General features: G+C 66.4%; 25 protein-coding genes. 16 read left to right on the top strand and 9 right to left on the bottom strand.

The window, feature by feature from the left end:
* Positions 1–5: 5 nt before the first annotated feature.
* The 3 genes from K5L94_RS02700 to K5L94_RS02690 all read left to right on the top strand — a co-directional run bounded on the left by K5L94_RS02700 (position 6) and on the right by K5L94_RS02690 (position 3,270).
* Positions 6–380 carry a DUF4124 domain-containing protein gene (locus K5L94_RS02700; protein ID WP_274511953.1) on the top strand — a complete coding sequence of 125 codons (375 nt, stop codon included), beginning with the start codon at positions 6–8 and terminating at the stop codon, positions 378–380.
* Positions 381–960: 580 nt separating this feature from the next.
* Positions 961–2,664, top strand: coding sequence for a proline--tRNA ligase (locus K5L94_RS02695; RefSeq protein ID WP_049458183.1), 1,704 nt, complete (start codon positions 961–963; stop codon positions 2,662–2,664).
* Between the two features lie 222 nt (positions 2,665–2,886).
* On the top strand, positions 2,887–3,270 hold the full coding sequence (locus tag K5L94_RS02690; protein ID WP_053448739.1) for an H-NS histone family protein: 384 nt from the start codon (positions 2,887–2,889) through the stop codon (positions 3,268–3,270).
* A 110-nt stretch (positions 3,271–3,380) separates the two neighbouring features.
* On the opposite strand, the gene K5L94_RS02685 is transcribed toward K5L94_RS02690, so the two are convergent.
* The gene (locus K5L94_RS02685; RefSeq protein ID WP_053448738.1) at positions 3,381–4,640 is read right to left on the bottom strand and encodes a threonine/serine exporter family protein; all 1,260 of its coding nucleotides are present in this window, start codon (positions 4,638–4,640) and stop codon (positions 3,381–3,383) included.
* 92 nt (positions 4,641–4,732) lie between these two features.
* Here K5L94_RS02685 and K5L94_RS02680 point away from each other — a divergent pair, with 92 nt between their 5' ends.
* From K5L94_RS02680 to K5L94_RS02660, 5 genes are all read left to right on the top strand, one after another.
* Complete coding sequence (locus K5L94_RS02680) at positions 4,733–5,854, top strand: ABC transporter permease (RefSeq protein ID WP_274511952.1); 1,122 nt, start codon at positions 4,733–4,735, stop codon at positions 5,852–5,854.
* Position 5,855: 1 nt separating this feature from the next.
* The gene (locus K5L94_RS02675; protein WP_004154115.1) at positions 5,856–6,683 is read left to right on the top strand and encodes an ABC transporter ATP-binding protein; all 828 of its coding nucleotides are present in this window, start codon (positions 5,856–5,858) and stop codon (positions 6,681–6,683) included.
* Positions 6,684–6,686: 3 nt separating this feature from the next.
* Positions 6,687–7,613 carry an MlaD family protein gene (locus K5L94_RS02670; protein WP_004154114.1) on the top strand — a complete coding sequence of 309 codons (927 nt, stop codon included), beginning with the start codon at positions 6,687–6,689 and terminating at the stop codon, positions 7,611–7,613.
* Positions 7,610–8,251 (top strand): ABC-type transport auxiliary lipoprotein family protein, encoded by a 642-nt coding sequence (locus tag K5L94_RS02665; RefSeq protein ID WP_274511951.1) that lies wholly within the window; start codon positions 7,610–7,612, stop codon positions 8,249–8,251. The genes K5L94_RS02670 and K5L94_RS02665 overlap by 4 nt, the downstream gene beginning before the upstream one ends.
* 88 nt (positions 8,252–8,339) lie before the next feature.
* Positions 8,340–9,302: a glycosyltransferase family 2 protein gene (locus K5L94_RS02660; protein WP_053448736.1), complete on the top strand. Its 963-nt coding sequence runs from the start codon at positions 8,340–8,342 to the stop codon at positions 9,300–9,302.
* Here the strand turns inward: K5L94_RS02660 and K5L94_RS02655 are convergent.
* From K5L94_RS02655 to K5L94_RS02645, 3 genes are read right to left on the bottom strand one after another with little or no spacing between them, the layout of a single operon-like run.
* Positions 9,299–9,910, bottom strand: coding sequence for an alpha-ketoglutarate-dependent dioxygenase AlkB family protein (locus K5L94_RS02655; protein ID WP_180878780.1), 612 nt, complete (start codon positions 9,908–9,910; stop codon positions 9,299–9,301). The two genes, K5L94_RS02660 and K5L94_RS02655, sit on opposite strands and share 4 nt — an antisense overlap.
* A 46-nt stretch (positions 9,911–9,956) precedes the next feature.
* Positions 9,957–10,589: a CoA transferase subunit B gene (locus K5L94_RS02650; RefSeq protein ID WP_053448734.1), complete on the bottom strand. Its 633-nt coding sequence runs from the start codon at positions 10,587–10,589 to the stop codon at positions 9,957–9,959.
* Between the two features lies 1 nt (position 10,590).
* Positions 10,591–11,313: a CoA transferase subunit A gene (locus K5L94_RS02645; RefSeq protein WP_053448733.1), complete on the bottom strand. Its 723-nt coding sequence runs from the start codon at positions 11,311–11,313 to the stop codon at positions 10,591–10,593.
* A gap of 226 nt (positions 11,314–11,539) precedes the next feature.
* On the opposite strand from K5L94_RS02645, the gene K5L94_RS02640 reads away from it, so the two are divergent.
* Genes K5L94_RS02640 through K5L94_RS02615 form a run of 6 tightly spaced genes read left to right on the top strand, consistent with a single transcriptional unit; the run spans position 11,540 to position 17,606 of the window.
* Positions 11,540–12,928, top strand: coding sequence for a UbiA family prenyltransferase (locus tag K5L94_RS02640; protein WP_239510841.1), 1,389 nt, complete (start codon positions 11,540–11,542; stop codon positions 12,926–12,928).
* Positions 12,928–14,232, top strand: coding sequence for an FAD-binding oxidoreductase (locus tag K5L94_RS02635; protein WP_053448731.1), 1,305 nt, complete (start codon positions 12,928–12,930; stop codon positions 14,230–14,232). Before K5L94_RS02640 ends, K5L94_RS02635 begins: the two co-directional genes overlap by 1 nt.
* A 2-nt stretch (positions 14,233–14,234) precedes the next feature.
* Complete coding sequence (locus K5L94_RS02630; RefSeq protein WP_274511950.1) at positions 14,235–14,972, top strand: SDR family oxidoreductase; 738 nt, start codon at positions 14,235–14,237, stop codon at positions 14,970–14,972.
* A complete protein-coding gene (locus tag K5L94_RS02625; protein WP_274511949.1) occupies positions 14,969–15,928 on the top strand; it encodes an NAD-dependent epimerase/dehydratase family protein in 960 nt (319 codons plus the stop codon). Before K5L94_RS02630 ends, K5L94_RS02625 begins: the two co-directional genes overlap by 4 nt.
* A 2-nt stretch (positions 15,929–15,930) precedes the next feature.
* A complete protein-coding gene (locus K5L94_RS02620) occupies positions 15,931–17,217 on the top strand; it encodes an NAD(P)/FAD-dependent oxidoreductase (RefSeq protein ID WP_274511948.1) in 1,287 nt (428 codons plus the stop codon).
* Positions 17,214–17,606: a GtrA family protein gene (locus K5L94_RS02615; protein WP_053448728.1), complete on the top strand. Its 393-nt coding sequence runs from the start codon at positions 17,214–17,216 to the stop codon at positions 17,604–17,606. The genes K5L94_RS02620 and K5L94_RS02615 overlap by 4 nt, the downstream gene beginning before the upstream one ends.
* Positions 17,607–17,666: 60 nt before the next feature.
* Here the strand turns inward: K5L94_RS02615 and K5L94_RS02610 are convergent, their stop codons facing one another.
* The 5 genes from K5L94_RS02610 to rfbB form a co-directional block, all read right to left on the bottom strand.
* Positions 17,667–18,995, bottom strand: coding sequence for a hypothetical protein (locus tag K5L94_RS02610; RefSeq protein ID WP_180878784.1), 1,329 nt, complete (start codon positions 18,993–18,995; stop codon positions 17,667–17,669).
* A 159-nt stretch (positions 18,996–19,154) separates the two neighbouring features.
* Positions 19,155–20,060: a dTDP-4-dehydrorhamnose reductase gene (gene rfbD / locus K5L94_RS02605; RefSeq protein WP_274511947.1), complete on the bottom strand. Its 906-nt coding sequence runs from the start codon at positions 20,058–20,060 to the stop codon at positions 19,155–19,157.
* A complete protein-coding gene (gene rfbC, locus K5L94_RS02600; protein ID WP_164086976.1) occupies positions 20,057–20,614 on the bottom strand; it encodes a dTDP-4-dehydrorhamnose 3,5-epimerase in 558 nt (185 codons plus the stop codon). Before rfbC ends, rfbD begins: the two co-directional genes overlap by 4 nt.
* Entirely contained in the window at positions 20,611–21,498 is an 888-nt protein-coding gene (rfbA, locus tag K5L94_RS02595) for a glucose-1-phosphate thymidylyltransferase RfbA (protein WP_053448724.1), read from the bottom strand. Before rfbA ends, rfbC begins: the two co-directional genes overlap by 4 nt.
* A 27-nt stretch (positions 21,499–21,525) precedes the next feature.
* A complete protein-coding gene (rfbB, locus tag K5L94_RS02590) occupies positions 21,526–22,581 on the bottom strand; it encodes a dTDP-glucose 4,6-dehydratase (protein ID WP_274511946.1) in 1,056 nt (351 codons plus the stop codon).
* Positions 22,582–22,862: 281 nt separating this feature from the next.
* On the opposite strand from rfbB, the gene K5L94_RS02585 reads away from it, so the two are divergent.
* Both K5L94_RS02585 and K5L94_RS02580 read left to right on the top strand, forming a co-directional pair.
* Positions 22,863–23,609, top strand: a complete 747-nt coding sequence (locus K5L94_RS02585; protein ID WP_053448722.1) for an electron transfer flavoprotein subunit beta/FixA family protein — start codon at positions 22,863–22,865, stop codon at positions 23,607–23,609.
* Positions 23,609–24,550 (top strand): electron transfer flavoprotein subunit alpha/FixB family protein, encoded by a 942-nt coding sequence (locus tag K5L94_RS02580; protein WP_053448721.1) that lies wholly within the window; start codon positions 23,609–23,611, stop codon positions 24,548–24,550. The genes K5L94_RS02585 and K5L94_RS02580 overlap by 1 nt, the downstream gene beginning before the upstream one ends.
* Positions 24,551–24,559: the final 9 nt, after the last annotated feature.

Genomic DNA, 24,559 nt, shown 5'->3' with positions numbered 1-24,559 from the left:
CTGCCATGCGTGCCCTGTCCTGCCTTGGATGCCTGCTGCTGTTGGCCAGTGCCCACGCCGTGGCCGGTCCGGTCTACAAGTGGAAGGACGCCAATGGCGTGACCCAGTACTCGGAGACCCCGCCCGCGGGCAAGAAATTCGAGACCCGCGAGCAGGCCCGCAACCCACAGGCCGCAGCCAGTACCGAAACCCCGGCCGCGCCGGTGCCGGAGCAGTGCAGCACCGCCCGCGCCAACCTGACCCTGCTGGAGGGGTCCGGCCAGGTGATGCAGGACACCAATGGCGACGGCAAGCCCGATACCGCGCTGACCCCGGAGCAGCGCACGGCGCAGAAGGGGCTGGCCGACGCGGCCATCAAGGCCTACTGCCCAGCACAGTGAGGGTATCGGCAGGGCTTGCAGCCCTGCACCCGCAGAGGCAACAGCAAGCGCAACAGCCGGCTCTGGGCTTTCTGTGCGTTTGGCGGGGCGGTGTGGGCTGGCAGGACACGCCGTAAACCCATCCATGGGGGCTCGATGGCGCCATCCATGGCGCCAACGGTCCTGCCACCCCACACCGCCCCGCCCCTGAGAGACCGCTAGTGACGGTCAGTAGATCCACGCCATGCGTGGATGAAATCTGTCAGATATCGAATGGAATTCCGGGGTCAGATCCGTTTTCCTGCGGAAAACGGATCGGACCCCACGAGCTGTTCCGACAGCTCGCAGGAAACTGTCGAAGGCGGGGTGGGTCCGGTTGCGGGGGCGTGAGCCGCATGGATGCGGCGACCGAGCCTACATGGACGTATTTACGGCGTCCCCCGCAACCGGACCCACCCCGCCATCCCCAAGGAAACCTGCTCTTGCTCTTGCTTTTGCTGTTGCCCTGGCTTGAAGCAGGTGCAGGGCGCAGCCCTGCCGATACCCCTCCCCCCGGCCGGGCTGGCAGAATAGGCGTCTCTGCCGTTATCCGAAGCCGACGATGCGCCTCTCCCAGTTCCACCTGCACACCACCAAGGAAACCCCCAGCGACGCCGAGCTGACCAGCCACCGGCTGATGCTGCGTGCGGGCATGATCCGCAAGCTGGCATCGGGCCTGTACACCTGGTCGCCGCTGGGCCTGCGCGTGCTGCGCAAGGTTGAACGCATCGTCCGCGAGGAAATGGACCGCGCCGGCGCCGTGGAATTCCAGATCCCGACCATCCAGCCGAAGGAACTGTGGGAGCAGACCGGGCGCTGGCAGAAGTTCGGCCCGCAGCTGCTGAAGATCAAGGATCGCAAGGACCAGGTGTTCTGCTACAGCCCGACCGCCGAAGAAGCCGCCTGCGACTTCGCGCGCAGCGAGCTGTCCAGCTACAAGCAGCTGCCGGTCAACTTCTACCAGGTGCAGACCAAGTTCCGCGACGAGATCCGTCCGCGCTTCGGCGTGATGCGTTCGCGCGAGTTCCTGATGAAGGATGCCTATTCGTTCCACCTGCATGACGAATGCCTGGTGCGCGAGTACGAGAACATGAAGTCGGCCTACAGCCGCATCTTCACCCGCCTCGGCCTGGATTTCCGCATGGTGCAGGCCGACTCCGGTGCCATCGGCGGTGATGCCTCGCAGGAATTCCACGTGATCGCCGATTCCGGCGAGGACGCGCTGGTGTTCTCCACCGGTTCGGACTACGCAGCGAACATGGAAGCGGCGATCGCTGCCGATCCGGCGCCGCGTGCGGCCGCCGGCGAAGCCCTGCGCAAGGTCGATACGCCCACCCAGAAGACCTGCGAGGACGTTGCAGCCCTGCTTGGCATCGACCTGCAGCGCACCGTGAAGTCGGTGGCACTGATCGCCGGCGAAGGCGAAGCGCAGCAGTTCGTGCTGGCGCTGGTGCGCGGCGATCATGAGGTCAACGAGATCAAGCTGGCCAAGGTTGCCGGCCTGGCTGAGCAGCGTTTCGCCAGCGAGGCGGAAATCGCCGAGCACCTCGGCAGCGTGCCGGGCTTCCTCGGCCCGGTCGCGCCGGCCAAGGCCATCCGCGTGGTCGCCGATCGCGAAGTGGCGGCGATGTCCGACTTCGTCGTCGGTGCCAACGAAGCCGGCTTCCACCTGGCCGGCGTCAACTGGGGCCGTGACCTGGCGGAGCCGGAAGTGGCCGACATCCGCAACGTGCGTGCCGGTGACCGCGCGCTGGACGGCGGCGAACTGAAGATCGCCCGTGGCATCGAAGTCGGCCACGTGTTCCAGCTCGGCCGCACGTATGCCAAGGCGCTGGACGCCACCGTGCTGGACGAGAACGGCAAGGCGGCGGTGATGGCGATGGGCTGCTATGGCATCGGCATCTCGCGCGTGGTTGCTGCCGCGATCGAACAGAACCATGACGAGGCCGGCATCATCTGGCCGGACGCGATGGCGCCGTGGCAGGTGGTGGTGTGCGTGATCAACCCGAAGGGCGACGCCGCCGTCGCCGACGCCGCTGCCAGCCTGCTGCAGGAGCTGCGCGATGCAGGCCTGGATGCCGCGCTCGACGACCGCGGCCTGCGACCGGGCGCGATGTTCGCCGACATGGAGCTGATCGGTATCCCGCACCGCGTGGTGGTGAGCGAACGCGGCCTGGCCGCCGGTACCTACGAGTACCGCTCGCGTCGCGCCAGCGAAGCGGAAAGCCTCGACAAGGCCACCCTGCTGCAGCGCCTGCAGGGTTGATCAGGAAAAGACCGGGGCATGCCCCGGTCTTTTTTTGCCGCCCGAACCACCGCCCGATACTGCAACAGACATAATCCGGTCAAAATCGACGCACTGCAGTCGGCATACCGCCAAGCCCTGACCCGCCTGCATTTGTGCTTGGATTAATTCATCTTTATTCTGTCCCGCGACGCCATGGACTGGCTCGTCCCGTCCACACATTAGTTTCCGGAGTAACCGTAAATGAGCATTGACCTGACCGGCCTGTCGGCACGAGAGCTGGGCGCCCTGATCCGCACCGCGAAGAAGCAGCAGACCATCGTCGCCAAGCGCCGGCCGATCACCAAGGTACGGGCCCAGCTGACCAAGCTGGCCAAGACCGAGGGTTACACCATCGAGGAACTGTTCGGCGGCGCCCCCGCTCCGCGCGCCCGCAAGGTCGCCACTGCGACCAAGGCGCCGTCCAAGACGGCTGGCCGCAAGCTGGGCAAGGTCGCCCCGAAGTACCGCAACCCGGCCAACCCGAAGGAAACCTGGACCGGCCGTGGCAAGCAGCCGCGCTGGATGGCCGAGCTGACCGCCAAGGGCAGCAAGAAGCCGGAAGATTTCCTGATCAAGAAGGCCTGAGGCCAGATCGGGAAGCAATGAAAAACGCCGGCGAACGCCGGCGTTTTTCATTTCCCGGGAGGTGCGTGGAGCAACGGTCCACACCCACAGCAAGCAGCACAGAAGGGCGATTACAGGGTTTTGCGCGCGGGCATCAGCAGGTTGCCGAACAGCAGGCCGGCGACCAGCGCCATCACCACGTTGAGCACGGTGAGGAACACGCCCTGGCCGGCACCCACGTCCTGCTGCTGGACCAGGGTCAGCACGCCACGCAGGCTGGTGCTGCCGGGCACCATCATGATGATGCCCGGCAGGCGGATGATCGCGCCGGGGCGACCGACCAGGCGGCCGAACAGATTGCCGCCCGCGGTCAACAGCATCGCCGACAGGAAGATGCCCGCCGGTGCCCCCCAGGCATGGCCACCGAACTTGGAAATCGCATAACCGGCCACCGACGCCGCGATCACCCACGGGTAATCGCGGCGGTTGGCCTTGAACAGCATCGCGAACGCGAACGCGGCGGTCAGCAGCGAGCCCCACTCCACCCACGGCCCCTGCGGCCGCGCCGCGCGGATCACCGGGTCCAGCCCAAGCACATCGGCCAGGGTCACCGCGATCATCGCGCCGACGCTGAGCTTCATGATGGTGGTCAGTGCACCGGCGAAGCGCGCGGTGCCCGATACCCAGTGCTGGCTGGCCAGTTCATTGACTGCATTGGTGAGCGACATGCCCGGCAGCAGCACCACCAGCGAGGCGATGATCACCGTGTTGAGGTTGAGCGCGCCGATGAACGACGCCACCAGGGTGGCGACCAGGCCCGCCAGCAGTGCGGCCAGTGCTTCGGCCGCCTCGCGGGTGGCCGGGCGACGGTCGGTGACCATGCCGAGCAGGCCGATCATCAGGCCGATGACACCGGCGGTGGCAATGTCCAGCCACGGCAGCTTCCACATGCCGGCCACGCCGGCCGCGCCGAGGCTGAACGACAGGATGGTGCGCAGCTTGCCGCGACGGCCCGGATCCTTGTCCAGCTGGCGCAGTGCAGTGTGGCCCTGGGCGATGCTCATCCGCCCGTTGGACACTTCCTCGGCGATATGGTCGGCGACGCTGAGCTTGTGCAGGTCGTTCTCGCCGGGCGCCAGCCGGATCACGCGGGTGATGTCGCTGGAGCCGATCGCCTGCGCCGGGTCGCTGAAGCTGAGGATGATACCGGTGGGATTCGACCACGGTTCACAATCCAGATCGAGCTGGCGGGCCAGTGCCACGACTGCCGTTTCCAGGCGCTGGGCCGTGGTGCCGTAGCTGTGCAGGCGTCCGGCGATCTCGGAAACGAAGGCCACGCGCTGCGCGTAGGTGGCCTGGGGCGTGGGGATCGTGTGAGCGTCTGCGGACATGCGACGTAGTATTACCTAGGCCGGGCCTTACCGGAGAAATTCATCCGAGTTCGACGCGATGCCCAAGACAGACCGGTTATGCTGCGACCCGAATGGCCCAAGTGACCCCGAACCTCGCCCCCCAGCTCGAACAGGACGCCCATGACCCGGGCCTGATCCGCCTGTCCGGCACCTGGACCCTGAAAACCGCGCTGGCCGCGGCCGAAGTCCTGCGTGGCGTTCCCGAAAAGCTGACCGGCATCGATGCCACCGGCATCGAGCAGATGGATTCGGCCGGCGTGCTGCAGGTACTGCGCGTGGCCCACCGCGCCGACCTCGGCGAAGACGCGCTGCAGTTCCGCCAGGACCATCAGGCGCTGGTCTGCACCATCGAAGAGGTCGCCGACGACCGGCCCAGGCCCAAGCGCGACTTCGGCGTGCTGGCGGCACTGGAGCGACTGGGTGTCAGCGTCCATGCCACCGGCCACAACATCAAGGCGCTGTGCAGTTTCCTCGGCGAGAACCTGGTCAAGGCCGCGCGCCTGGTCAAGGAACCCCGCCGCTTCCGCCTGACCGCCACCGTGCACCAGATGGAACAGGTCGGGCTGGATGCGGTACCGCTGGTGGCGCTGCTGTCCTATCTGGTCGGCGCGGTGATCGCCTTCCTCGGCTCGACCATCCTTCGCGATTTCGGCGCCGAGATCTACGTCGTCGAGCTGGTCAACATCGCCTTCCTGCGCGAGTTCGCCGTGCTGCTGACCGCCATCGTGCTGGCCGGCCGCACCGCCAGTGCCTTCACCGCGCAGATTGGCGCGATGAAGGCGCGCGAGGAGATCGATGCGATGCGTACGCTGGGGCTGGACCCGGTCGACCTGCTGGTGCTGCCCCGCTTGCTGGCGCTGCTGGTGACCCTGCCGCTGCTGACCTTCATTGCCATGGTTGCCGGCCTTGCCGGCGGCATCACCGTCGGCGCATTCGACCTGGACATCCCGCCACAGATGTACATCGCGCGCATGCACGAGACGATGGAAGTGCGGCACATGCTGGTCGGCCTGTCGAAGGCGCCGGTGTTCGCGCTGGTGATCGGCCTGATCGGCTGCCTGGAAGGACTGAAGGTGGAAGGCACCGCGCAGTCGGTCGGCGAACGCACCACCTCCAGCGTGGTGCAGACGATCTCGCTGGTGATCATCATCGACGCCTTCGCGGCGTTGTGGTTCATGCACATGGACTGGTGACATGAGCACATCCGCCCGCCCCGAAATCCTCGACATGCGTGACGACCAGGGCCATGAACTGGCGATCCGCGTGCGCGGCCTGGTCAACCGCTTCGGCAGCCAGACCGTGCATGAGGACCTGGACCTGGACGTGCGCCGCGGCGAGATCCTGGGCGTGGTCGGCGGCTCCGGTACCGGCAAGTCGGTGCTGATGCGCTCGATCCTCGGCCTGCGCACGCCCGACGAAGGCCAGATCGAAGTGCTGGGCCGCGACGCACGTGCCGACGATCCCGAAAGCCGCCTGCACATCGAGCGCAACACCGGCGTGCTGTTCCAGGACGGCGCCCTGTTCTCCTCGCTGACCGTGGGCGAGAACGTGCAGGTACCGCTGAAGGAGCACCATCGTGAGCTGCCCGAGCGCTGGCACTACGAACTGGCACTGCTGAAGGTGAAGCTGGCCGGCCTGCCCGCCGACGCGATCAACAAGCTGCCGTCGCAGCTGTCCGGCGGCATGCGCAAGCGCGCCGGCCTGGCGCGCGCCCTGGCGCTGGATCCGCCGCTGCTGTTCCTGGACGAACCCACCGCCGGCCTCGACCCGATCGGCGCGGCCGCGTTCGACCGCCTGATCAAGACCCTGCAGGAAGCGCTGGGGCTGACCGTGTTCCTGATCACCCACGACCTGGACACGCTGTACGCCATCTGCGACCGCGTTGCCGTGCTGGCCGACCGCAAGGTGGTGGCCAATGCACCGTTGCCGGAAATCGAGAAACTGGATCATCCGTGGATCCAGGAATACTTCCACGGACCGCGTGCGCGTGCCGCGCGCGGCGAACAGATCGAGAGTGCCTGAGCCATGGAAACCAAAGCCAACTACGTGCTGATCGGCGCGTTCACCCTGATCACCGGCCTGGCCCTGCTGGCCTTCGGCCTGTGGGCCGCCAAGTACTCCTCCGACCGTACCTGGCAGGAATACCGCGTGGTGTTCCGCGAGGCGGTGACCGGCCTGTCGGTGGGCAGCCCGGTGCAATACAACGGCATCGCGGTCGGTTCGATCACCGAACTGAACCTGGTGCCGGACGATCCGCGCCAGGTGGTCGCACGCATCCGCCTGAACTCGACCACGCCGGTCAAGACCGATACCCGCGCCAAGCTGGCGATCACCAGCCTCACCGGCCCGTCGATCATCCAGCTCAGCGGCGGTACGCCGCAGTCGCCGGCGCTGACCACGGTCAACAAGGACCCGGCACCGATCATCCCGACCACGCCCTCGGCGCTGCAGAACATCACCGACGTGGCCAACCGCATCGTCGAGCGCATGGACCAGATCCTCAGCGACCGCAACGTCGCTTCGATCAATGCAACGCTGGCCAATCTTGAAACGATCAGTGGTGGCCTGGCCGATCGCGACCAGGGCACCCAGGCACTGCTGCTCAGCGCGCGCGATGCCGCACGCAGCCTGGACACCACGCTGAAGACCACCAACGGCACCATCGAGCGCCTGGACAAGAACCTGGTGCAGCAGCTGCCGGGCATCATCGACAAGCTCGACGCCACGCTGGGCAAGCTCGACTCGGCCGCCGGCAATGCCGATTCGATCCTGGGCGAGAACCGCGCGGCGATCAACAGCTTCGCCAACGACGGCCTCGGCCAGCTTGGCCCGACGCTGACCGAGCTGCGTGGCCTGATCCGCGACCTGCGCCGGGTCAGCGACCGCCTCGAGAACAACCCCGCGCGCTACCTGCTGGGCCGCGACGCACCGAAGGAGTTCGAACCCAAATGAGCACGACCACCCTTCCGCGCCTGCTGCTGGCCGCCTCGATGGTCACCCTGCTGGGCGGCTGCTCCATCCTTGGCAGCAGCGAGAAAACCGCAGTGACCCTGTACTCGCCGGCCGTGCAGGTGAAGGCCGATCCCGCGTGGCCGCAGGCCAGCTGGCAGCTGGTACTGGCCAAGCCCAGCGCCGCGCGCATGGTCGACAGCCCGCGCATCAACGTGCGCCCGACGCCGTCGCAGATGGAGATCTACAAGGGCGCCAGCTGGGCACAGCCGGCCACCGACATGATCGAGGACACCCTGCTGCGTGGCTTCGAGGACTCCGGCCGCATCCGCGGCGTGGCGCGCAGCAGCGCGGGCATCCGTGCCGACTACAAGCTGTCCACCGACGTGCGCCGCTTCGAATCGGATTACCAGGGCCAGGCCACGCCCACCGTGGTCATCGAGGTCAATGCCAAGCTGATCCACGTCGCCGACCAGCGCGTGGTCGCCGACCGCACCTTCCGCCAGGCGCAGCCGGTCGGCAGCACCGACGTTCCGGCGGTCACTGCCGCCTTCGAACGCGGCCTGCAGCAGCTGGCGCAGGATGTGGTCGGCTGGACGCTGGTGAGCGGACAGGCCGACCAGCCAGGCGTCCTGCGCTGATCAACGGCAGGCCCGCTCGCTACGGAGGGCGGGAGGGTCCGGACGGGGGCATGCGATACTCGACGCATCCCCGCCGCACCGCCTCCCGATGACCTCGTCCGTTTCCATCGCCGTCTGCACGTACAACGGCGAGCGCTTCCTGCAGGAGCAGCTGGACAGCCTGCTGGCGCAGACGCGCCATCCGGATCAGCTCGTCATCCGCGACGATGCATCCTCCGACGGTACCCTGGCGTTGCTGCGTGCATTCGTGCCTCGTGCAGAGGCGCTGGGCATCGCGGTGGACCTGCAGGTGAATTCGCGCAACGTCGGCTATCGGCAGAACTTCGATGGCGCGCTCCGCGCCTGTAGCGGCGACCTCGTTTTCCTGTGCGACCAGGATGACGTCTGGTATCCGGACAAGCTGCAGCGTTTCTGCGCCGAGTTCGATGCCCGCCCTGAACTGCTGGCGCTGCACAGCGATGCAGAGTTGATTGACGGAAGCGGCCGGATGCTGTCCAAACGATTGTTTTCCGCGTTGGGCTACCGACCGTCAGAGCACGCGCGGATGCATGCAGGCCACGGCTTCGAGCTGTTGCTGAAGCGGCCGCTGATGACAGGAGCCGCGATGGCGCTGCGTCGCCGGGTGCTGGACGATGCGCTGCCTCTACCTGCTTCGGGCTGGGTCCACGACGCCTGGATCAGCATGCTGGCAGCCATGCGAGGGAACATCGACAGCCTGCCCGATCCGCTGATCGGCTACCGCCTGCACGGCAACAACCAGGTGGGGCTCGGCGACCAGGATGGTGTCTCGCGCGAGGTGAGGCGGGAACGCCAGCTGGAAGTCGAACGACTGCAGTGCGAGCAGCTGCTGGTACGCGCACGCGCACTGGGCCTGCCCGGATCACGCCTCGAATGGATCGAGCGGAAGCAACGGCACCTGACGGTGCGCACCCGCCTGGGGCCAGCACGCCTGCGCCGCATTCCCGCAGTGATGGCAGAGCTGTTGTCCGGCAACTACGGGTACTTCGGGCGCGGCCTGCTGACAGCCGCCATCGACCTGGTCCGCCGCTAGGTCCTGCTACGATCGCCCGCTCCGGGGGAATGGATCCAGCGGAACGTCAGGTTGATCCGCTCCTCCCGGATCCGCGCTGACTTCGGAAGCGCGTGCTGGTAGAAGCGCTGGGTCTGCCCGCGCATCAGCAGCAGGTCTCCGTGGTCCAGCACGAATTCGGCCCTGCGCGCTGGCTCATCGCGACGGCGCAGCAGGAAGCGACGAGCGGTGCCCAGGCTCAGCGAAGCAATCACCGGTGACGGCCCCAGCTCCGGCTCATCGTCACTGTGCCATCCCATGGAGTCACTGCCATCGCGATAACGGTTCAGCAGCACGCTGTTGAACCGACCGATGTTCCCGGCCTGCAGGTGCTCACGCAGGGCCTGCAGCACGGGCAGCCATGGATGTGGAACGAACTCGGCGCCGGAATAACGGTAGCGGGCCTGCGGGTCGCCTATCCAGCAGCTCAGCCGCGGTGAGTCCACCCAGCGGCCGAACATGCGGATGCGGTGCACGTCCCACGGCACGTCGGCCTGCAGCACGGACATGAGCCGATCCGCCTCGGCCGCAGCCATCCAGCCCGGCAGGTGCTGGACATCGGCATCGGGCAGGTCGTGGGGGAACAACATGGCGGCCCCTCAAGGAACAGGGCGGCGTTTGGCCGCCCTGGAAACATCAGGCGCGCTGGAACGCGACGCCGGTCTTTTCCTTCAGTTCGTCATCGCTGACACCCGGTGCCGCTTCCACCAGCAGCAGCCCCTTGTCGGTCACGTCGAACACGGCCAGGTCGGTGATGATGCGGTCGACCACACCGACGCCGGTCAACGGCAGCGTGCATTCGGACAGGATCTTGTGCTCGCCGTTCCTGGCGGTGTGTTCCATCAGCACCACCACGCGCTGCACGCCGGCCACCAGGTCCATCGCACCGCCCATGCCCTTGACCATCTTGCCGGGCACCATCCAGTTGGCCAGGTCGCCCTTGGCCGTCACCTGCATGGCGCCAAGGATGGCCAGGTTGACGTGGCCACCGCGGATCATCGCGAAGCTGTCGTGGCTGCCGAAATAGCTGGCACCAGCCCGCGCGGTCACGGTCTGCTTGCCGGCATTGATCAGGTCGGCGTCGACTTCAGCGTCGGTGGGGAACGGGCCAATGCCGAGCAGGCCGTTTTCCGACTGCAGCCACACGTCCACGCCTACGGGAATGTGGTTGGCCACCAGCGTCGGCAGGCCGATGCCCAGGTTCACGTAGGCGCCATCGGTCAATTCCTGGGCAGCGCGGGCCGCCATTTCGTCACGGGTCCACGCCATGTCAGTTGCCCTCCGCGCGGATGGTGCGCTGTTCGATGCGTTTTTCAGGATGCGCGTTGTGCACGATGCGGTGCACGTAGATGCCCGGCAGGTGCACCTGGTCCGGATCGATGCTGCCGACTGGCACGACCTCTTCGACTTCCACGATGCAGACCTTGCCGGCCATCGCGCAGGCCGGGTTGAAATTGCGCGCGGTCTTGCGGAACACCAGGTTGCCGGCCTCATCGGCCTTCCAGGCCTTGACCAGCGCGACGTCGGCGCGCAGCGCGGTCTCCATCACGTAGTGCTTGCCGTCGAACTCGCGGGTCTCCTTGCCTTCGGCCACCACCGTGCCATAACCGGTGGCAGTGAAGAATGCCGGGATGCCCGCACCGCCGGCACGCAGGCGCTCGGCCAGGGTGCCCTGCGGGTTGAACTCCAGCTCCAGCTCGCCGGCCAGGAACTGCCGCTCGAATTCCTTGTTCTCGCCCACGTAGGACGAAATCATCTTCTTGATCTGCCGTGTTTCCAGCAGCTGGCCGAGGCCGAAACCATCGACGCCGGCATTGTTGGAAATCACGGTCAGGCCCTTGGCGCCGCTGTCACGCAGGGCGGCGATCAGCGCCTCGGGAATGCCACACAGGCCAAAGCCGCCCACGGCCAGGGTCTGGCCATCGGCGACCACCCCCTGCAGGGCCTGGGACGCACTGGCGAAGCGCTTGCCGCCGGAAGTCGATTGCTGCATTGCTGTAATACCCTGCGGATGGATATACGCATTCTAGCCGCAGCCCTGCAACCGACGGGTTTGCGCCGCAGCAAACGGTGCCGGTAGGTCGGCCCCGGGCCGCGACGAGGTTTTTCGGGCCCGCGCTCCAACGCGGATACAATGCACGATCCGCCGCATCCGCCCGCAGACGATGCCTCCAGCGACGCCAGCCACCTCCCCCGCAGCCCATGGCCGCGCCCTGTGCGTGGATCTGGATGGCACGCTGCTGGACTCGGACATCCTGTATGAATCACTGCTGGTGCTGCTTGCACGCAATCCGCTGTACCTGATCCTGCTGCCGTTCTGGCTGCTGCAGGGCAAGGCTGTGCTGAAGCGCCGGATTGCTGCCCGCGCCGCTGTCGATCCCCGTCACCTGCCCTACAACCCGAGGGTGCTGGAACTGCTGCGCGACACTCCGCAACGACCAAGGGTACTGTGCACTGCGTCGGACCAGTTGCTGGTCGCGCCGATCGCAGCGCATCTGGGCCTGTTTGAACAGGTCATCGCCAGTGATGGCCAGCGCAATCTGTCCGGTGCGCGCAAGGCGCAGGCCCTGGTGGATGCGTTTGGCGAACGCGGCTTTGATTATGCCGGCAACGGCACGGTCGACCTGCCGGTCTGGGCACGCGCATCAGGCGCCTGGGTGGTCAACAACGGCCCGCCCCTCGCCAGCGCCGCCGCCCGACACACCCAGGTGCTGGGGCATTGGCCGGGTCCCTCCCGGCTGCAGGCATGGGTGAAGGCACTGCGCCCGCATCAATGGTTGAAGAACCTGCTGGTGTTCGTACCGCTGCTGACCGCCCATCGTTTCCTTGAAGCAACGGCGGTCGCCGACGCCCTGCTGGCCTTTGCCGCCTTCAGCCTGTGTGCCTCCGGCGTCTATGTACTCAACGACCTGCTCGACCTCGGTGCGGACCGCCGCCACCCGCGCAAGCGCCTTCGCCCCTTTGCCGCTGGCCGGCTGCCGCTGCTGCACGGCTTGTTTGCCGGCCCCCTGCTGACACTGTGCGGCCTGGCCATCGGCCTGGCCTGCAGCCCGTCATTTGCCACCGTGCTGCTGGGATACTACGCACTCACCCTGGGCTACTCGCTGCGCCTGAAGCGCGTGGTCATGCTCGATGTGGTGCTGTTGGCAGGCCTTTACACCCTGCGCATCATCGGCGGCACGGTTGCCATCGGCGCGGAGCTTTCGTTCTGGCTGCTGGCCTTCAGCATGTTCATCTTCCTCTCGCTGGCCCTGCTCAAGCGCTACACGGAACTGCACTCGGTGCTGGCCCGGGGCAACACCCGTGCCGACGGCCGCGGCTATGACGTGGAGGACCTGCCGCTGCTGCAGTCACTCGGTGCCGCGGCGGGCTACTGCGCGGTGCTGGTGATGGCGTTGTACATCAACAGCCCCGACAGCGTGGAGCTGTACCGCAACCCGAAGCTGCTGTGGTTCATCTGCCCGATCCTGCTGTACTGGGTCAGCCGTACCTGGGTGATCGCCCATCGCGGCAAGATGCATGATGACCCCATCGTATTCGCAGCCACCGATCGGGTCAGCCAGATCGTGGCCGCGCTGTGCGTCGGGTTTGCGCTGGTGGCGATCTGATGCGCGCGCGCGCGTATTCCTGGGGAAGGTATCCGCGTTCGCCGCAAGCGCTGGCGAGGGTGCATGACCGCCAAGCTGGACTACCGGACTTCGAAGGCAGCGCGCTGCCGTACGGCAATGGCCGCAGCTATGGCGACAGCTGCCAGAACCCGGGTGCGACCCTGCTCGACTGTCGTGGCCTGGACCGCTTCATCGCCTTCGATCCAGCCAGCGGCCGGCTGCACTGCGAAGCCGGCGTGACCCTGGACGAGATCATTGCCCTGGCACTGCCGCAGGGCTGGTTCCTGCCGGTGACACCGGGTACCCGCCACGTCACGGTGGGGGGCGCCATCGGCAATGACGTCCATGGCAAGAACCATCATGTGGCGGGAAGCTTTGGCCACCATGTGCGCTCTTTCGAGCTGCTGCGCAGCGATGGCGAACGCCGGCTGTGCCGTCCCGGCGATGCGGATGGCTGGTTCGGGGCCACGGTGGGCGGGCTGGGCCTGACCGGCCTGGTCACCCGCGCCGAGCTGCAGCTGCGCCGGGTGCCAGGCAGCAGCCTGGAAGTGGAGAACATCCGCTTCTGCAACCTCGCCGACTTCTTCGCGTTGTCCAGGGAGAGCTGCGAAAGCCACGAGTACAGCGTGGCGTGGATCGACTGCCTGGCGCGTGGCCGTTCCCTCGGCCGCGGCCATTTCACCCGCGCCAACCATGCCGCACAACCGCTCGACGAACGTCCTGCTGCACCCCGCAGGCAGTGGGCGATGCCGCTGACGCCACCGGTTTCGCTGGTCAACCGGCTCACCCTGCGCCCGTTCAACGTGCTCTATTACTGGCGCCAGCTGCCACTGCGCCGGCGCCATGCGTCGCACCTGCTGCCCTTCTTCTACCCACTCGATGGCATCGACCAGTGGAACCGGATGTATGGTCCGGCTGGATTCCTGCAATACCAGTGCGTGCTGCCACCGCAGGCGGCCGCCGACGGCATCCCCGCCTTGCTGCAGGAAATCGCCCGCAGTGGCCAGGGTTCGTTCCTGGCGGTGCTCAAGCAGTTCGGCACGCGGCCATCGCCCGGCATGCTGTCCTTTCCACGCCCGGGCACCACGCTGGCCCTGGACTTCCCAAACACCGGCGAGTCCCTGCTGGCCCTGCTGCGGCGCCTGGACCAGATCGTCGATGCCGCAGGCGGTGCGCAGTACCCGGCGAAGGATGCGCGGATGACGGCCACGTCATTCCAACAGTCCTACCCCCGCTGGCAGGACTTCAGTCGTTTCATCGATCCACGTTTCTCATCCGGTTTCTGGCGCCGGGTGACGGAGTAAGCATGCAGAGTGTCCTCATCATCGGCGCCACGTCCGCCATCGCCGAAGCCGTTGCCCGGCGCTATGCCGCGCGTGGTGCATCGCTGTTCCTTGTCGGTCGCCGCGCGGATCGACTGGCTGCCATTGGCGACGACCTGCGCATCCGCGGTGCGCGCGCCACGCACACCCACGCCATGGACATCAACGACCTGCCGGCTCATGCCGACCTGCTCGCGCAGGCATGGCAGGCACTGGGCAAGGTCGACGTGGTACTGATCGCACACGGCACGCTGCCCGACCAGGCCGCCTGCGAGGCCTCGGTGCAGGCCTGCATGGCCGAATTCGCCACCAACGGCACCTCCACGCTGGCCCTGCTGGGACCACTGGCCAACCGGCTGGCCGATGCCGGCAGCGGCACACTGGCGGTGATCACTTCGGTCGCCGGGGACCGTGGCCGACAGAGCAACTACGTCTATGGCGCTGCCAAGGCGGCGGTCAGCACCTTCCTCAGCGGCCTGCGCCAACGCCTGGCCAAGCGGGGCGTGGCAGTGGTGGACATCCGCCCCGGCTTCGTCGATACGCCGATGACGGCCCACCTGCGCAAGGGCCCCTTGTGGGCTACACCGGACCAGATCGCGCGACGCATCATCGCCGGCATCGGCCGTGGCACCCCGGTGCTGTACGCGCCGGGCTTCTGGCGGTTGATCATGGGGGTGATCCGCACCCTGCCGCAGGCCGCCTTCAACAGGATCACGCTGTGAGCGCCGCATCGAGCTCCGTGCTGGAGCAGAAGATCATCATTCCCGGCGGCGCCGGCCTGGTCGGCCAGAACCTGGTGGCCATCCTCAAGCGCCTGGGCTATCGGCAGCTGGTGGTGATCGACAAGCATGCCGCCAATCTCGAGGTGCTGGCGGGCATGCATCCGGACGTGATCACTGAGCTGGCCGACCTGGCCGAACCCGGCCCGTGGGAACGCCATTTCGCTGCGGCCGACGCCGTGGTGATGCTGCAGGCACAGATCGGCGGCACCGATCCCCTGCCGTTCGTGCGCAACAACATCACCGCCACCGACCATGTCCTCGATGCGATCGAGCGCCACGCCGTGCCCTATACCGTGCACGTCAGTTCCTCGGTGGTCTGCTCGGTGGCCGACGATGACTACACCCGTACCAAGCGCGAACAGGAACAGCGTGTGGCCGCCCGCAACATTGCGTCCGTCATCCTGCGCCCTACCCTGATGTTCGGCTGGTTCGACCGCAAGCACCTGGGCTGGCTGTCGCGCTTCATGCGCAGAGTTCCCGTTTTTCCGATTCCGGGCCATGGCCGCTACATGCGCCAGCCGCTGTATGCCGGCGACTTCGCCACCATCATTGCCAGCTGCCTGCGCTCACGCATCAGCGGCCAGCGCTACAACATCACCGGCCTTGAAAAGGTCGACTACGTCGACATCATCCGCCAGATCAAGCGCAGCACGGGTGCACGCGCAATGGTGCTGCATATTCCCTACACCCTGTTCCACCTGCTGCTGAGGACCTGGGCACTGTTCGACCGCGATCCGCCGTTCACCGCCGCACAGTTGCAGGCGCTGGTGGCCCACGATGAGTTCGAGGTCATCGACTGGCCATCCATCTTCGGCGTGCAGCCAACGCCCTTTGCCCAGGCGATCGACGCCACCTTCAACGATCCCGAGTACGGCGACATCGCCCTGGAGTTCTGATCATGAGCGAACGCATCGCCGTTCTTGGTGCCGGTCCGATGGGCCTGGCCGTGGCATACCAGCTGGCCCGCGATGGCCACCAGCCCGTGGTGTTCGAGGCCGACGACCGCGTGGGCGGGATGACCGCCTGTTTCGATTTCGGCGGCATGCAGATCGAGCGCTACTACCACTTCCACTGCACCTCCGACCACGATTTCCTGGCGGTGCTCGAGGAGCTGGGCCTGGGTGATCGCATGCGCTGGACCGAAACCCGCATGGGCTACTGGTTCGGCAAGCGCCTGCAGCCATGGGGCAATCCGATCGCCCTGCTGCGCTTCAGGGGCCTTGGGCTGATGGCCAAGATCCGCTACGGGCTGCATGCCTTCCTGTGCACCCGTCGCAACGACTGGCACCCGCTGGATCATGTCGAAGCCTCCTCCTGGATCCGCCGCTGGGTCGGGGCCGAAGCCTATGAGACGCTGTGGCGCAGGCTGTTCGACTACAAGTTCTACAACTACGCCGGCAACCTGTCGGCGGCCTGGATCTGGAGCCGGATCCGGCGCATCGGTCGCTCGCGTTACAGCCTGATGCGCGAGAAGCTGGGCTATCTGGAGGGCGGCTCGTCCACCCTGCTCGATGCCCTGCATGCGGACATCCAGCGCCATGGCGGCGAAGTGCGACTGTCCAGCCCGGTGCAGCGCATCGTGATCGAGGCGGGCCGCGTACATGGCGTCCAGGTCGGCGGCGAGCACCTGGCCTTCGACAAGGTCATCTCCACGGTGCCGCTGCCGTTCGTACCACGCCTGGCCCCGGACCTGCCCGAAGCGATCCTGGCGAAGTTCCGCACGTTGAACAACATCGCCGTGGTCTGTGTCATCGCCAAGCTGCGCAAGCCGGTCTCGGCCAATTTCTGGGTCAACACCAACGATCCGGACATGGACATCCCCGGCATCGTCGAATACACCAACCTGCGCCCGATGGATGCACATATCGTCTACGTGCCGTTCTACATGCCCGGCGAGCACGAGCGCTATGGCGACAGCGACGAGGTGTTCGCCGACAAGGTGCGGCGCTACCTGGGCATGATCAATCCGCAGCTGCATGCAGACGATTTCATCGAAGTACGGGTCAGCCGCTACCGACATGCGCAGCCCATCTGCGAACCAGGCTTCCTCGACCGGCTTCCGCCGCGCAGGTTGCCCGTGGAAGGCCTGTGGGTGGCCGATACATCGCACTATTATCCTGAGGACCGTGGCATCTCCGAGAGCATCGGCTTCGGCCGCGCCATGGCCCGCGAGGCGATTGCGTGACCCTGTCGCGCCCGTTCCTGCTGTTCCTCGTGGCCGGCGGCATCGCCGCGCTCGCCAACATCCTGTCGCGGATGCTGTACAGCCATTGGATGCCATTCACTCCCGCGATCATCGCCGCCTACCTCACCGGCATGGTTACCGCGTTCGTATTGACGCGCTGGTTCGTGTTCTCCGGCAGCACCCGGCCGCTGCACCACTCGGCGTTCTACTTCGTGCTGGTCAATCTGTTCGCGGTAGCCCAGACCTGGCTGGTTTCCACCGTTCTGGCCTACCACCTGCTGCCGTGGCTGGGCGTAGACATGCTGCGCCTGGAGATCGCCCACGTGGTCGGCGTGGCCGTGCCGGTGATCTCCAGCTACTTCGGCCACAAGCACCTGTCGTTCCGGTGACCCTCACGGTGAGCCCGATTCCGGTCAACGGGGCCCACCTGCCTTCATCTGCGGATGCGCTCAGCGCCCTTCGGATGCACTCGCTTCCAGTTTGACTGGCAGGATCCGGCGCAGCCTGGGGTCATCCAGTTGTGCTTTCAGCTTGGCAGCATCCGGGTAAGGCAGTTCGCGTTCGCCCACCTGCAGCGCGGCCGGATCACCCGTGACCAGATAGCGCGTGGCATTGTCCTGCTGCACGCGGCTCTCCGCGGCAAACGCCCGGATCCTGCGGAAGTCCTTGCCCACCTGGCTGAGCGGAGCGCCCACAACCACCAGCGCGAACATGACCACCGCGGCACGCGCGGCGCTGCGCAGGCCCGAGCGCGGCAGCAGGCCCCAGAGCTGCAACGCGAACCACGCGTTGCCGAATACGCCGGGTACGAAGAGATCGGTGTAGCGCGGCGCCGGGGAACCCATTTCATGCCCGCGACCATAGGCAATCGCCAAGGCCTGCAGCACGGTCCAGGCACAGAATCCGGCCATCGCCACATCGGTCCGGGTGGCCTGCCGGCGTAGCAGCATGCGCGTGATCATCACCACACCCGGCAGCCATACGATGGCCACCCAGCCGTTCGAGCGCCCCGGCCACGACAGCACGCGGGTGGTCGCAAGGAACAGCTCTCCAAGCGACTGCGCGCGCAGCATTCCGTTGGCATCGATGACCGGAATCGCCCGATAGGCGATCACCGCCAACACCGCCAGCACCGCTGTGGCGCACAACGCCGGCGCACGCTTGCCGGGCAGGCAGAGGCAGGCGATCACGCAGGTGGCGCCCACCGCGACAGCAGTCAGCATGCCCGAGGCCATGGTGACCGCCGCCAGCACACTCAGCGCCATCGCCGCCAACAACGCGGGGATGCTCTGGTGATGGCGCGCCACCAGGCCGACAGCCACGATGCTGGACAGGACCAGGAAGTAGAACTGGCTCTGGAAGCCCACCAGGAGGTTCTCCCAGGAGAACGGCAGGATCGACATCAGCAGTGCGAATGCAACCAGCAACCTGCGCCCACCCACGACGCCACTGTCACGCAGCGCGTGCCAGACCAGCGTCGCCGGGATGAAGCAGGCCACCACGGCGCTGATGCGGGCTTCGTAGACGTTGTTCCACTGTCCGGTCAGGAAGAACGACAGCAACGCAACCAGGCGGGTCGGGAAGATGCGGTGTTCATTGTGCGGTTCCAGCAATGTGCTCCATTGCAGGGTTCCATGCAGCCAGGGTTGCAGCGCGGTCGCGCCCTCGCCGTCCCACTGGTCCCAGAAGGGCATCGGCGTACTGAAGAACTGGACGTAGAGAAGCCGCACCAGCAATGCGACCAGCGCGACGCCTGCGACCACGGCAAATGGAGGCAATCCGCTTCGTACCGCGGGCCCTGCGGGCACTCTGCTCATGAAATCCTTCTCGTCGGCGATGACCATGCCGCGCGATGGTGGGGCTATTTCCGGGAGCTGTCAAAGAGAGCGCGGGCTGCGGACTGCGTCCGCGCATGCGCCCCATTGCGGCTTCCCGCCTCAGTTGCGAAGCAACGCGATCTCGTCGATCACCCGCGCCAGACCGGCCTGCCAACTGGGCAGCTCGATAGCGAAATCCTGCTGGATCCGGCGGTTGTCCAGCACCGACCATGCCGGACGCTGCGCCGGGGTCGGATAGTCCGAACTCGGAATGGCCTCCACCACCGGCGCACGGTCCAGCAGCCCCTTCGCCAGCGCCTCGGCGAAGATCGCCTCGGCGAATCCATGCCAGCTGGTCTGGCCCGTGGCGGTCAGGTGCCAGGTGCCGGACAACGGGCCCGGGTGCTGCAATGCCAGCGCAGTGACATCGGCGATCAGTGCCGCCGGCGTCGGCGTGCCGATCTGATCGGCCACCACCCGCAGCCGGTCGCGCTCGGCGCCCACCCGCAGCATGGTGCGCAGGAAGTTCGCACCGTGCGCGGCATACACCCACGCCGTGCGGAAGATCAGGTGGCGCCCGCCCGCTGCACGCACCGCATCCTCGCCATCGCGCTTGCTGGTGCCATACACGCCCAGCGGTGCAGTAGGCTCGTCCTCGCGGTACGGCCGTGTGCCGCGTCCATCGAATACGTAGTCGGTGGAGTAGTGCACGAACGGCACACCCCGCAGCGCACACCAGCGCGCGATCACGCCCGGTGCCAGCGCATTGGCCGCAAAGGCCGCGCCTGCGTCCTGTTCGGCGCGGTCCACTGCCGTATAGGCCGCCGCATTGACCACGATCGATGGCTGCAGCCGATCCAGCAATGCCAACAGACTGTCTGGCTCGCTGAAGTCAGCCCTCTCGCAGGAACGGCCGTCGGGCAGCGTGCCGCTGCGCGTGGTTGCAATCACCGTACCCTGCGGCGCCAATGCGCGCAGCAGTTCCTGGCCCACCTGGCCGTTGCCGCCGAACACCAGCAGCTTCATGGCGTATAGGCCGGCAATCGGTCTTCGGCAATATCCTTCAGGAACGGCGCATCCTCATCCTTGGCCGACAGGATCGGATCGCTGATCGGCCAGTCCACCGCGATATCGGCGTCGTCCCAGCGCACAGCAGCATCGGCTTCCTTCACGTACACGTCGGTACAGAGATAGTGGAACAGCGCAGTCTCGGACAGCACCGCGAAACCGTGGGCGAAACCTTCCGGAATCCAGAACTGGCGCTTGTTGCCGGCACTCAGGATCACTGCCTCCCAGCATCCAAACGTCGGTGACCCGCGTCGGATGTCCACGGCTACATCGTAGACCTCACCTTCCAGCACGCTGACCAGCTTGCCCTGCGGGCGCGGCCACTGGTAGTGCAGGCCACGCAGCACGCCCTTGCTCGAGGACGAAACATTGCTCTGCACGAACCGGTCGGGCAACCCAAGCGCACCGAATCGCGATGCGTTCCAGCCTTCGAAGAAAAAACCGCGCGAATCACCGAACACCATCGGCTCAAGCACCACGCATCCCGGCAGGCGGGTCTGAATCACTTTCACGGAACCACCCCACGCAATGCCAGCTTGTTCAGGTACTGGCCGTAGCCATTCTTGATCAACGGGGCCGCCAGCGCCTGCAGCTGTTCGGCCGAGATCCAGCCCTGCCCGAACGCCACTTCCTCCGGGCAGCATACCTGCAGGCCCTGGCGGGTCTGGATGGTCTCGATGAAGTTGGAGGCTTCCAGCAGCGACTGGTGGGTGCCGGTATCGAGCCAGGCATAACCGCGGCCCAGTGCTTCCAGATGAAGCGTGCCGTCGGCCAGGTAGCGCTTGTTGAGATCGGTGATTTCCAGCTCGCCACGCGACGAAGGCCGGAGCTCGGCGGCATAGTCACTGGCGTTGCCGTCGTAGAAGTAGAGGCCGGTAACCGCATAGTTGGAACGCGGGTTTGCTGGCTTCTCCACCAGATCGACTACCTTGCCGCCCCTGTCGAACTCGGCCACGCCGTAGCGCTCGGGGTCATTCACCCAGTAACCGAACACGGTCGAACCGTCCACGCGCTCGTCGGCGCGCTTGAGCAGTTCACGTAGACCGTGGCCATGGAAGATGTTGTCGCCCAGCACCAGGCAGCTCGGCTTGCCGGCCACGAAATCGCGGCCAATCAGATAGGCCTGTGCCAGCCCATCAGGGCTGGGCTGCACTGCGTACTGGATGTCCATGCCCCACTGCGAACCGTCGCCCAGCAACTGCTGGAACAGCGCCTGCTCATGCGGCGTGTTGATGATCAGTACTTCACGGATGCCCGCCAGCATCAGCACGCTGAGCGGGTAGTAGATCATCGGCTTGTCGTACACCGGCAACAGCTGCTTGCTGACACCCTTGGTGATCGGATACAGCCGGGTGCCGGACCCACCGGCCAGGATGATGCCTTTGCGTTGCGTCATGCAGGTTTCCTGTTCAATGCCGTCGGTTCAGGCAGAGGTGCCAATGCGCTGCAGGCGGTAGCTGCCATCCAGCACGCCGTTCACCCACTCCTGGTTGTCCAGGTACCAGTCAACAGTGAAGGTGATGCCCTGCTCGAAGGTGTAGGCCGGCTCCCAGCCGAGGTCGTTCTTCAGCTTGGAGGCGTCGATCGCATAGCGGCGGTCGTGCCCCGGACGGTCGGCCACGTAGGTGATCTGGCTGCTGCGCGGCTGGCCATCGTCGCGCGGGCGGCGTGCATCGAGCAGCGCGCAGATCGCCTGCACCACTTCGATGTTCTGCTTCTCCGAATTGCCACCGACGTTGTAGGTCTCGCCGACCTGCCCCTTGGCCAGCACCGTGCGGATCGCTTCGCAATGATCGGTGACGAACAGCCAGTCACGCACCTGCCTGCCATCGCCGTACACCGGAAGCGGTTCGCCGGCCAGCGCCTTGGCGATCACCAGCGGAATGAGCTTTTCCGGGAAATGGTAGGGGCCGTAGTTGTTGGAGCAGTTGGTGGTCAGCACCGGCAGCCCGTAGGTGTGGTGGAACGCACGCACCAGGTGATCCGACGCGGCCTTGGACGCCGAGTACGGCGAATTGGGCGCATACGGGGTGGTTTCACTGAACTTGCCAGTCTCGCCCAGCGTGCCATACACCTCGTCGGTGGACACGTGCAGGAAGCGGAATGCAGCGGCCTCGTCGGCCGGCAGTCCCTTCCAGTAGTCACGCACAGCCTCCAGCAGGCCCAGGGTGCCCACCACGTTGGTCTGGATGAACGCGCCGGGACCGTCGATGGAACGATCCACGTGGCTTTCCGCAGCGAAGTTGAGCACCGCGTCGGGCCGGTGCTCGGCCAGCAGGCGGGCAACCAGGTCGCGATCACCGATATCACCCTGCACGAAGACGTGGTTGGCGTCGCTGTCCAGGCTGGACAGGGTCCTCAGGTTGCCGGCATAGGTGAGGGCGTCAAGATTGATCACCTTGATGCCACGTGCGACCGCTTCCAGCACGAAGTTGCCGCCGATGAATCCGGCGCCGCCGGTGACAAGCCATGTGGGCACTACCCGTTCTCCTGTTCAGATTTCACCTCGGCCCTGGAGCCTTCCGGCAGCGGGAGAGGATACATCGGCGGCTCCTTCACGACTGCCTGTCGGCCATGAACGGAACAGGTGGACACCGCCCGGAATGCCGCATTGCAACAAAACCATACGCATTCGCATGGTGCCCCGCCACCCGCTAGAATCGGGGTCCCACCCCCGAACCGGTTGCTGTTGCAGGACCGGATGTTCCCCCAGCAAATGTGAGCCGGCCAGCGGCCGGCACTACAAGGACCCCGTACCAGATGAAAATCCTCGTCGCGTACAAGCGCGTGGTGGACTACAACGTCCGCATTCAGGTCAAGCCGGACGGTTCCGGCGTGGTCACCGACGGCGTCAAGCTGTCCCCCAACCCCTTCGATGAAATCGCGTTGGAAGAAGCCCTGCGCCTGCGCGACAAGGGCATCGCCAGCGAAGTCGTGGTTGCGACCATCGCACCGGCCGACGCCCAGGCGCACCTGCGCAATGGCCTGGCCATGGGCGCGAATCGCGCCATTCACGTCGTCACCGACCAGGCCATCCAGCCGCTGACCGCCGCCCGCACCCTGCTCAAGCTGATCGAGAAGGAACAGCCGGACCTGGTGATCCTGGGCAAGCAGGCGATCGACGACGACGCCAACCAGACCGGCCAGATGCTGGCCACGCTCTGGGGCCGTCCGCAGGCGACCTTCGCCAGCAAGCTGGACATCGCCGACGGCAAGGCCACGGTCACCCGCGAGGTCGATGCCGGCCTGGAAACCCTCGAAGTGGACCTGCCGGCGGTGGTCACCACCGACCTGCGCCTGAACGAGCCGCGCTTCATCAAGCTGCCGGACATCATGAAGGCCAAGGCCAAGCCGCTGGAGAGCCTGCAGCTGGCCGACCTCGGCGTTGAAGCCGCCGATACCTTCAAGACCACCCAGTACGCCGCGCCATCCAAGCGCAGCAAGGGTGTGATGGTCAAGGACGCGGCCGAACTGGTTGCCGCACTCAAGCAGAAGGGGCTGCTGTAATGAGCAAGATTCTCGTCATCGCCGAGCACCACGACGGCAAGCTCAACGCCGCCACCGCCAAGACCGTCAGCGCCGCCGCCGCCATCAGCGGTGCCAGCATCGACGTGCTGGTGCTGGCCGCCGATCCGGCCGCCGTCGCTGCGGAAGCGGCGAAGATCGCCGGCGTCGCCAAGGTCCTGACCGTGGCCAACGCCGCCAATGCACAAGCCATCGCCCAGGTGCTGGCGCCGCAGATCGCACAGCTGGCCAAGGGCTACACCCACGTGTTCGGCCCGTCGACCACCTTCGGCAAGGACCTGATGCCCTGCGTGGCCGCCCTGCTTGGCGTCAACCAGGTCTCCGACCTGATGAGCGTCGAAGGCAGCCACACCTTCAAGCGCCCGATCTACGCCGGCAACGCAATCATCACCGTCGAAGCCCCGGCCGACCAGGTCGTGGTCGCCACCGTGCGTGCCGCGTCGTGGCCGGAAGCCGCCCAGGGTGGCAGTGCCGCCATCGAAGCGGCCAGCGTCGACGCCCCGCTGCCGGCCCACACCCGCTTCGTCGGCCTGGCCGCCGGTGCCAGCGACCGCCCGGACCTGCAGAGCGCCAAGCGCGTGGTCTCCGGTGGCCGTGGCGTCGGCTCGGAAGAGAACTTCAAAGTCATCTTCCAGTTGGCCGACAGGCTCGGCGCCGCCGTCGGTGCTTCGCGCGCCGCGGTCGATGCCGGCTATGTGCCCAGCGACCTGCAGGTCGGCCAGACCGGCAAGATCATCGCGCCGGAGCTGTACGTGGCCGTCGGCATCAGCGGTGCCATCCAGCACCTGACCGGCATCAAGGACGCCGGCACCATCGTGGCGATCAACAAGGACGGTGACGCGCCGATCTTCGAGATCGCCGACATCGGCCTGGTGGGGGACCTGTTCACGATCCTGCCAGAGCTGGAAGCGGCGCTGGGCTGAGCCCGGCAG

It is taken from the genome of Stenotrophomonas forensis (genome assembly GCF_028752115.1).
Classification (GTDB): domain Bacteria; phylum Pseudomonadota; class Gammaproteobacteria; order Xanthomonadales; family Xanthomonadaceae; genus Stenotrophomonas; species Stenotrophomonas forensis.
The sequence above is the reverse complement of the archived record's forward strand: the minus strand, read 5'-3'. Positions and strand labels throughout refer to the sequence as shown.

Bases quoted from the DNA above. Each gene is read 5' to 3' on its own strand.
- K5L94_RS02685 (WP_053448738.1), bottom strand. From the start codon at position 4,640: ATGTCCGCAGACGCTCACACGATCCCCACGCCCCAGGCCACCTACGCG.
- K5L94_RS02655 (WP_180878780.1), bottom strand. From the start codon at position 9,910: ATGTTGTTCCCCCACGACCTGCCCGATGCCGATGTCCAGCACCTGCCG.
- rfbD (WP_274511947.1), bottom strand. From the start codon at position 20,060: ATGAAGCTGCTGGTGTTCGGCGGCAACGGCCAGGTGGGCCAGGAACTG.
- K5L94_RS02580 (WP_053448721.1), top strand. From the start codon at position 23,609: ATGAGCAAGATTCTCGTCATCGCCGAGCACCACGACGGCAAGCTCAAC.
- K5L94_RS02665 (WP_274511951.1), top strand. From the start codon at position 7,610: ATGAGCACGACCACCCTTCCGCGCCTGCTGCTGGCCGCCTCGATGGTC.
- K5L94_RS02670 (WP_004154114.1), top strand. From the start codon at position 6,687: ATGGAAACCAAAGCCAACTACGTGCTGATCGGCGCGTTCACCCTGATC.
- K5L94_RS02660 (WP_053448736.1), top strand. From the start codon at position 8,340: ATGACCTCGTCCGTTTCCATCGCCGTCTGCACGTACAACGGCGAGCGC.
- K5L94_RS02675 (WP_004154115.1), top strand. From the start codon at position 5,856: ATGAGCACATCCGCCCGCCCCGAAATCCTCGACATGCGTGACGACCAG.
- K5L94_RS02645 (WP_053448733.1), bottom strand. From the start codon at position 11,313: ATGCAGCAATCGACTTCCGGCGGCAAGCGCTTCGCCAGTGCGTCCCAG.
- K5L94_RS02695 (WP_049458183.1), top strand. From the start codon at position 961: ATGCGCCTCTCCCAGTTCCACCTGCACACCACCAAGGAAACCCCCAGC.
- K5L94_RS02680 (WP_274511952.1), top strand. From the start codon at position 4,733: ATGGCCCAAGTGACCCCGAACCTCGCCCCCCAGCTCGAACAGGACGCC.
- K5L94_RS02635 (WP_053448731.1), top strand. From the start codon at position 12,928: ATGCGCGCGCGCGCGTATTCCTGGGGAAGGTATCCGCGTTCGCCGCAA.
- K5L94_RS02690 (WP_053448739.1), top strand. From the start codon at position 2,887: ATGAGCATTGACCTGACCGGCCTGTCGGCACGAGAGCTGGGCGCCCTG.
- K5L94_RS02650 (WP_053448734.1), bottom strand. From the start codon at position 10,589: ATGGCGTGGACCCGTGACGAAATGGCGGCCCGCGCTGCCCAGGAATTG.
- K5L94_RS02700 (WP_274511953.1), top strand. From the start codon at position 6: ATGCGTGCCCTGTCCTGCCTTGGATGCCTGCTGCTGTTGGCCAGTGCC.
- rfbA (WP_053448724.1), bottom strand. From the start codon at position 21,498: ATGACGCAACGCAAAGGCATCATCCTGGCCGGTGGGTCCGGCACCCGG.
- K5L94_RS02630 (WP_274511950.1), top strand. From the start codon at position 14,235: ATGCAGAGTGTCCTCATCATCGGCGCCACGTCCGCCATCGCCGAAGCC.
- K5L94_RS02585 (WP_053448722.1), top strand. From the start codon at position 22,863: ATGAAAATCCTCGTCGCGTACAAGCGCGTGGTGGACTACAACGTCCGC.
- K5L94_RS02620 (WP_274511948.1), top strand. From the start codon at position 15,931: ATGAGCGAACGCATCGCCGTTCTTGGTGCCGGTCCGATGGGCCTGGCC.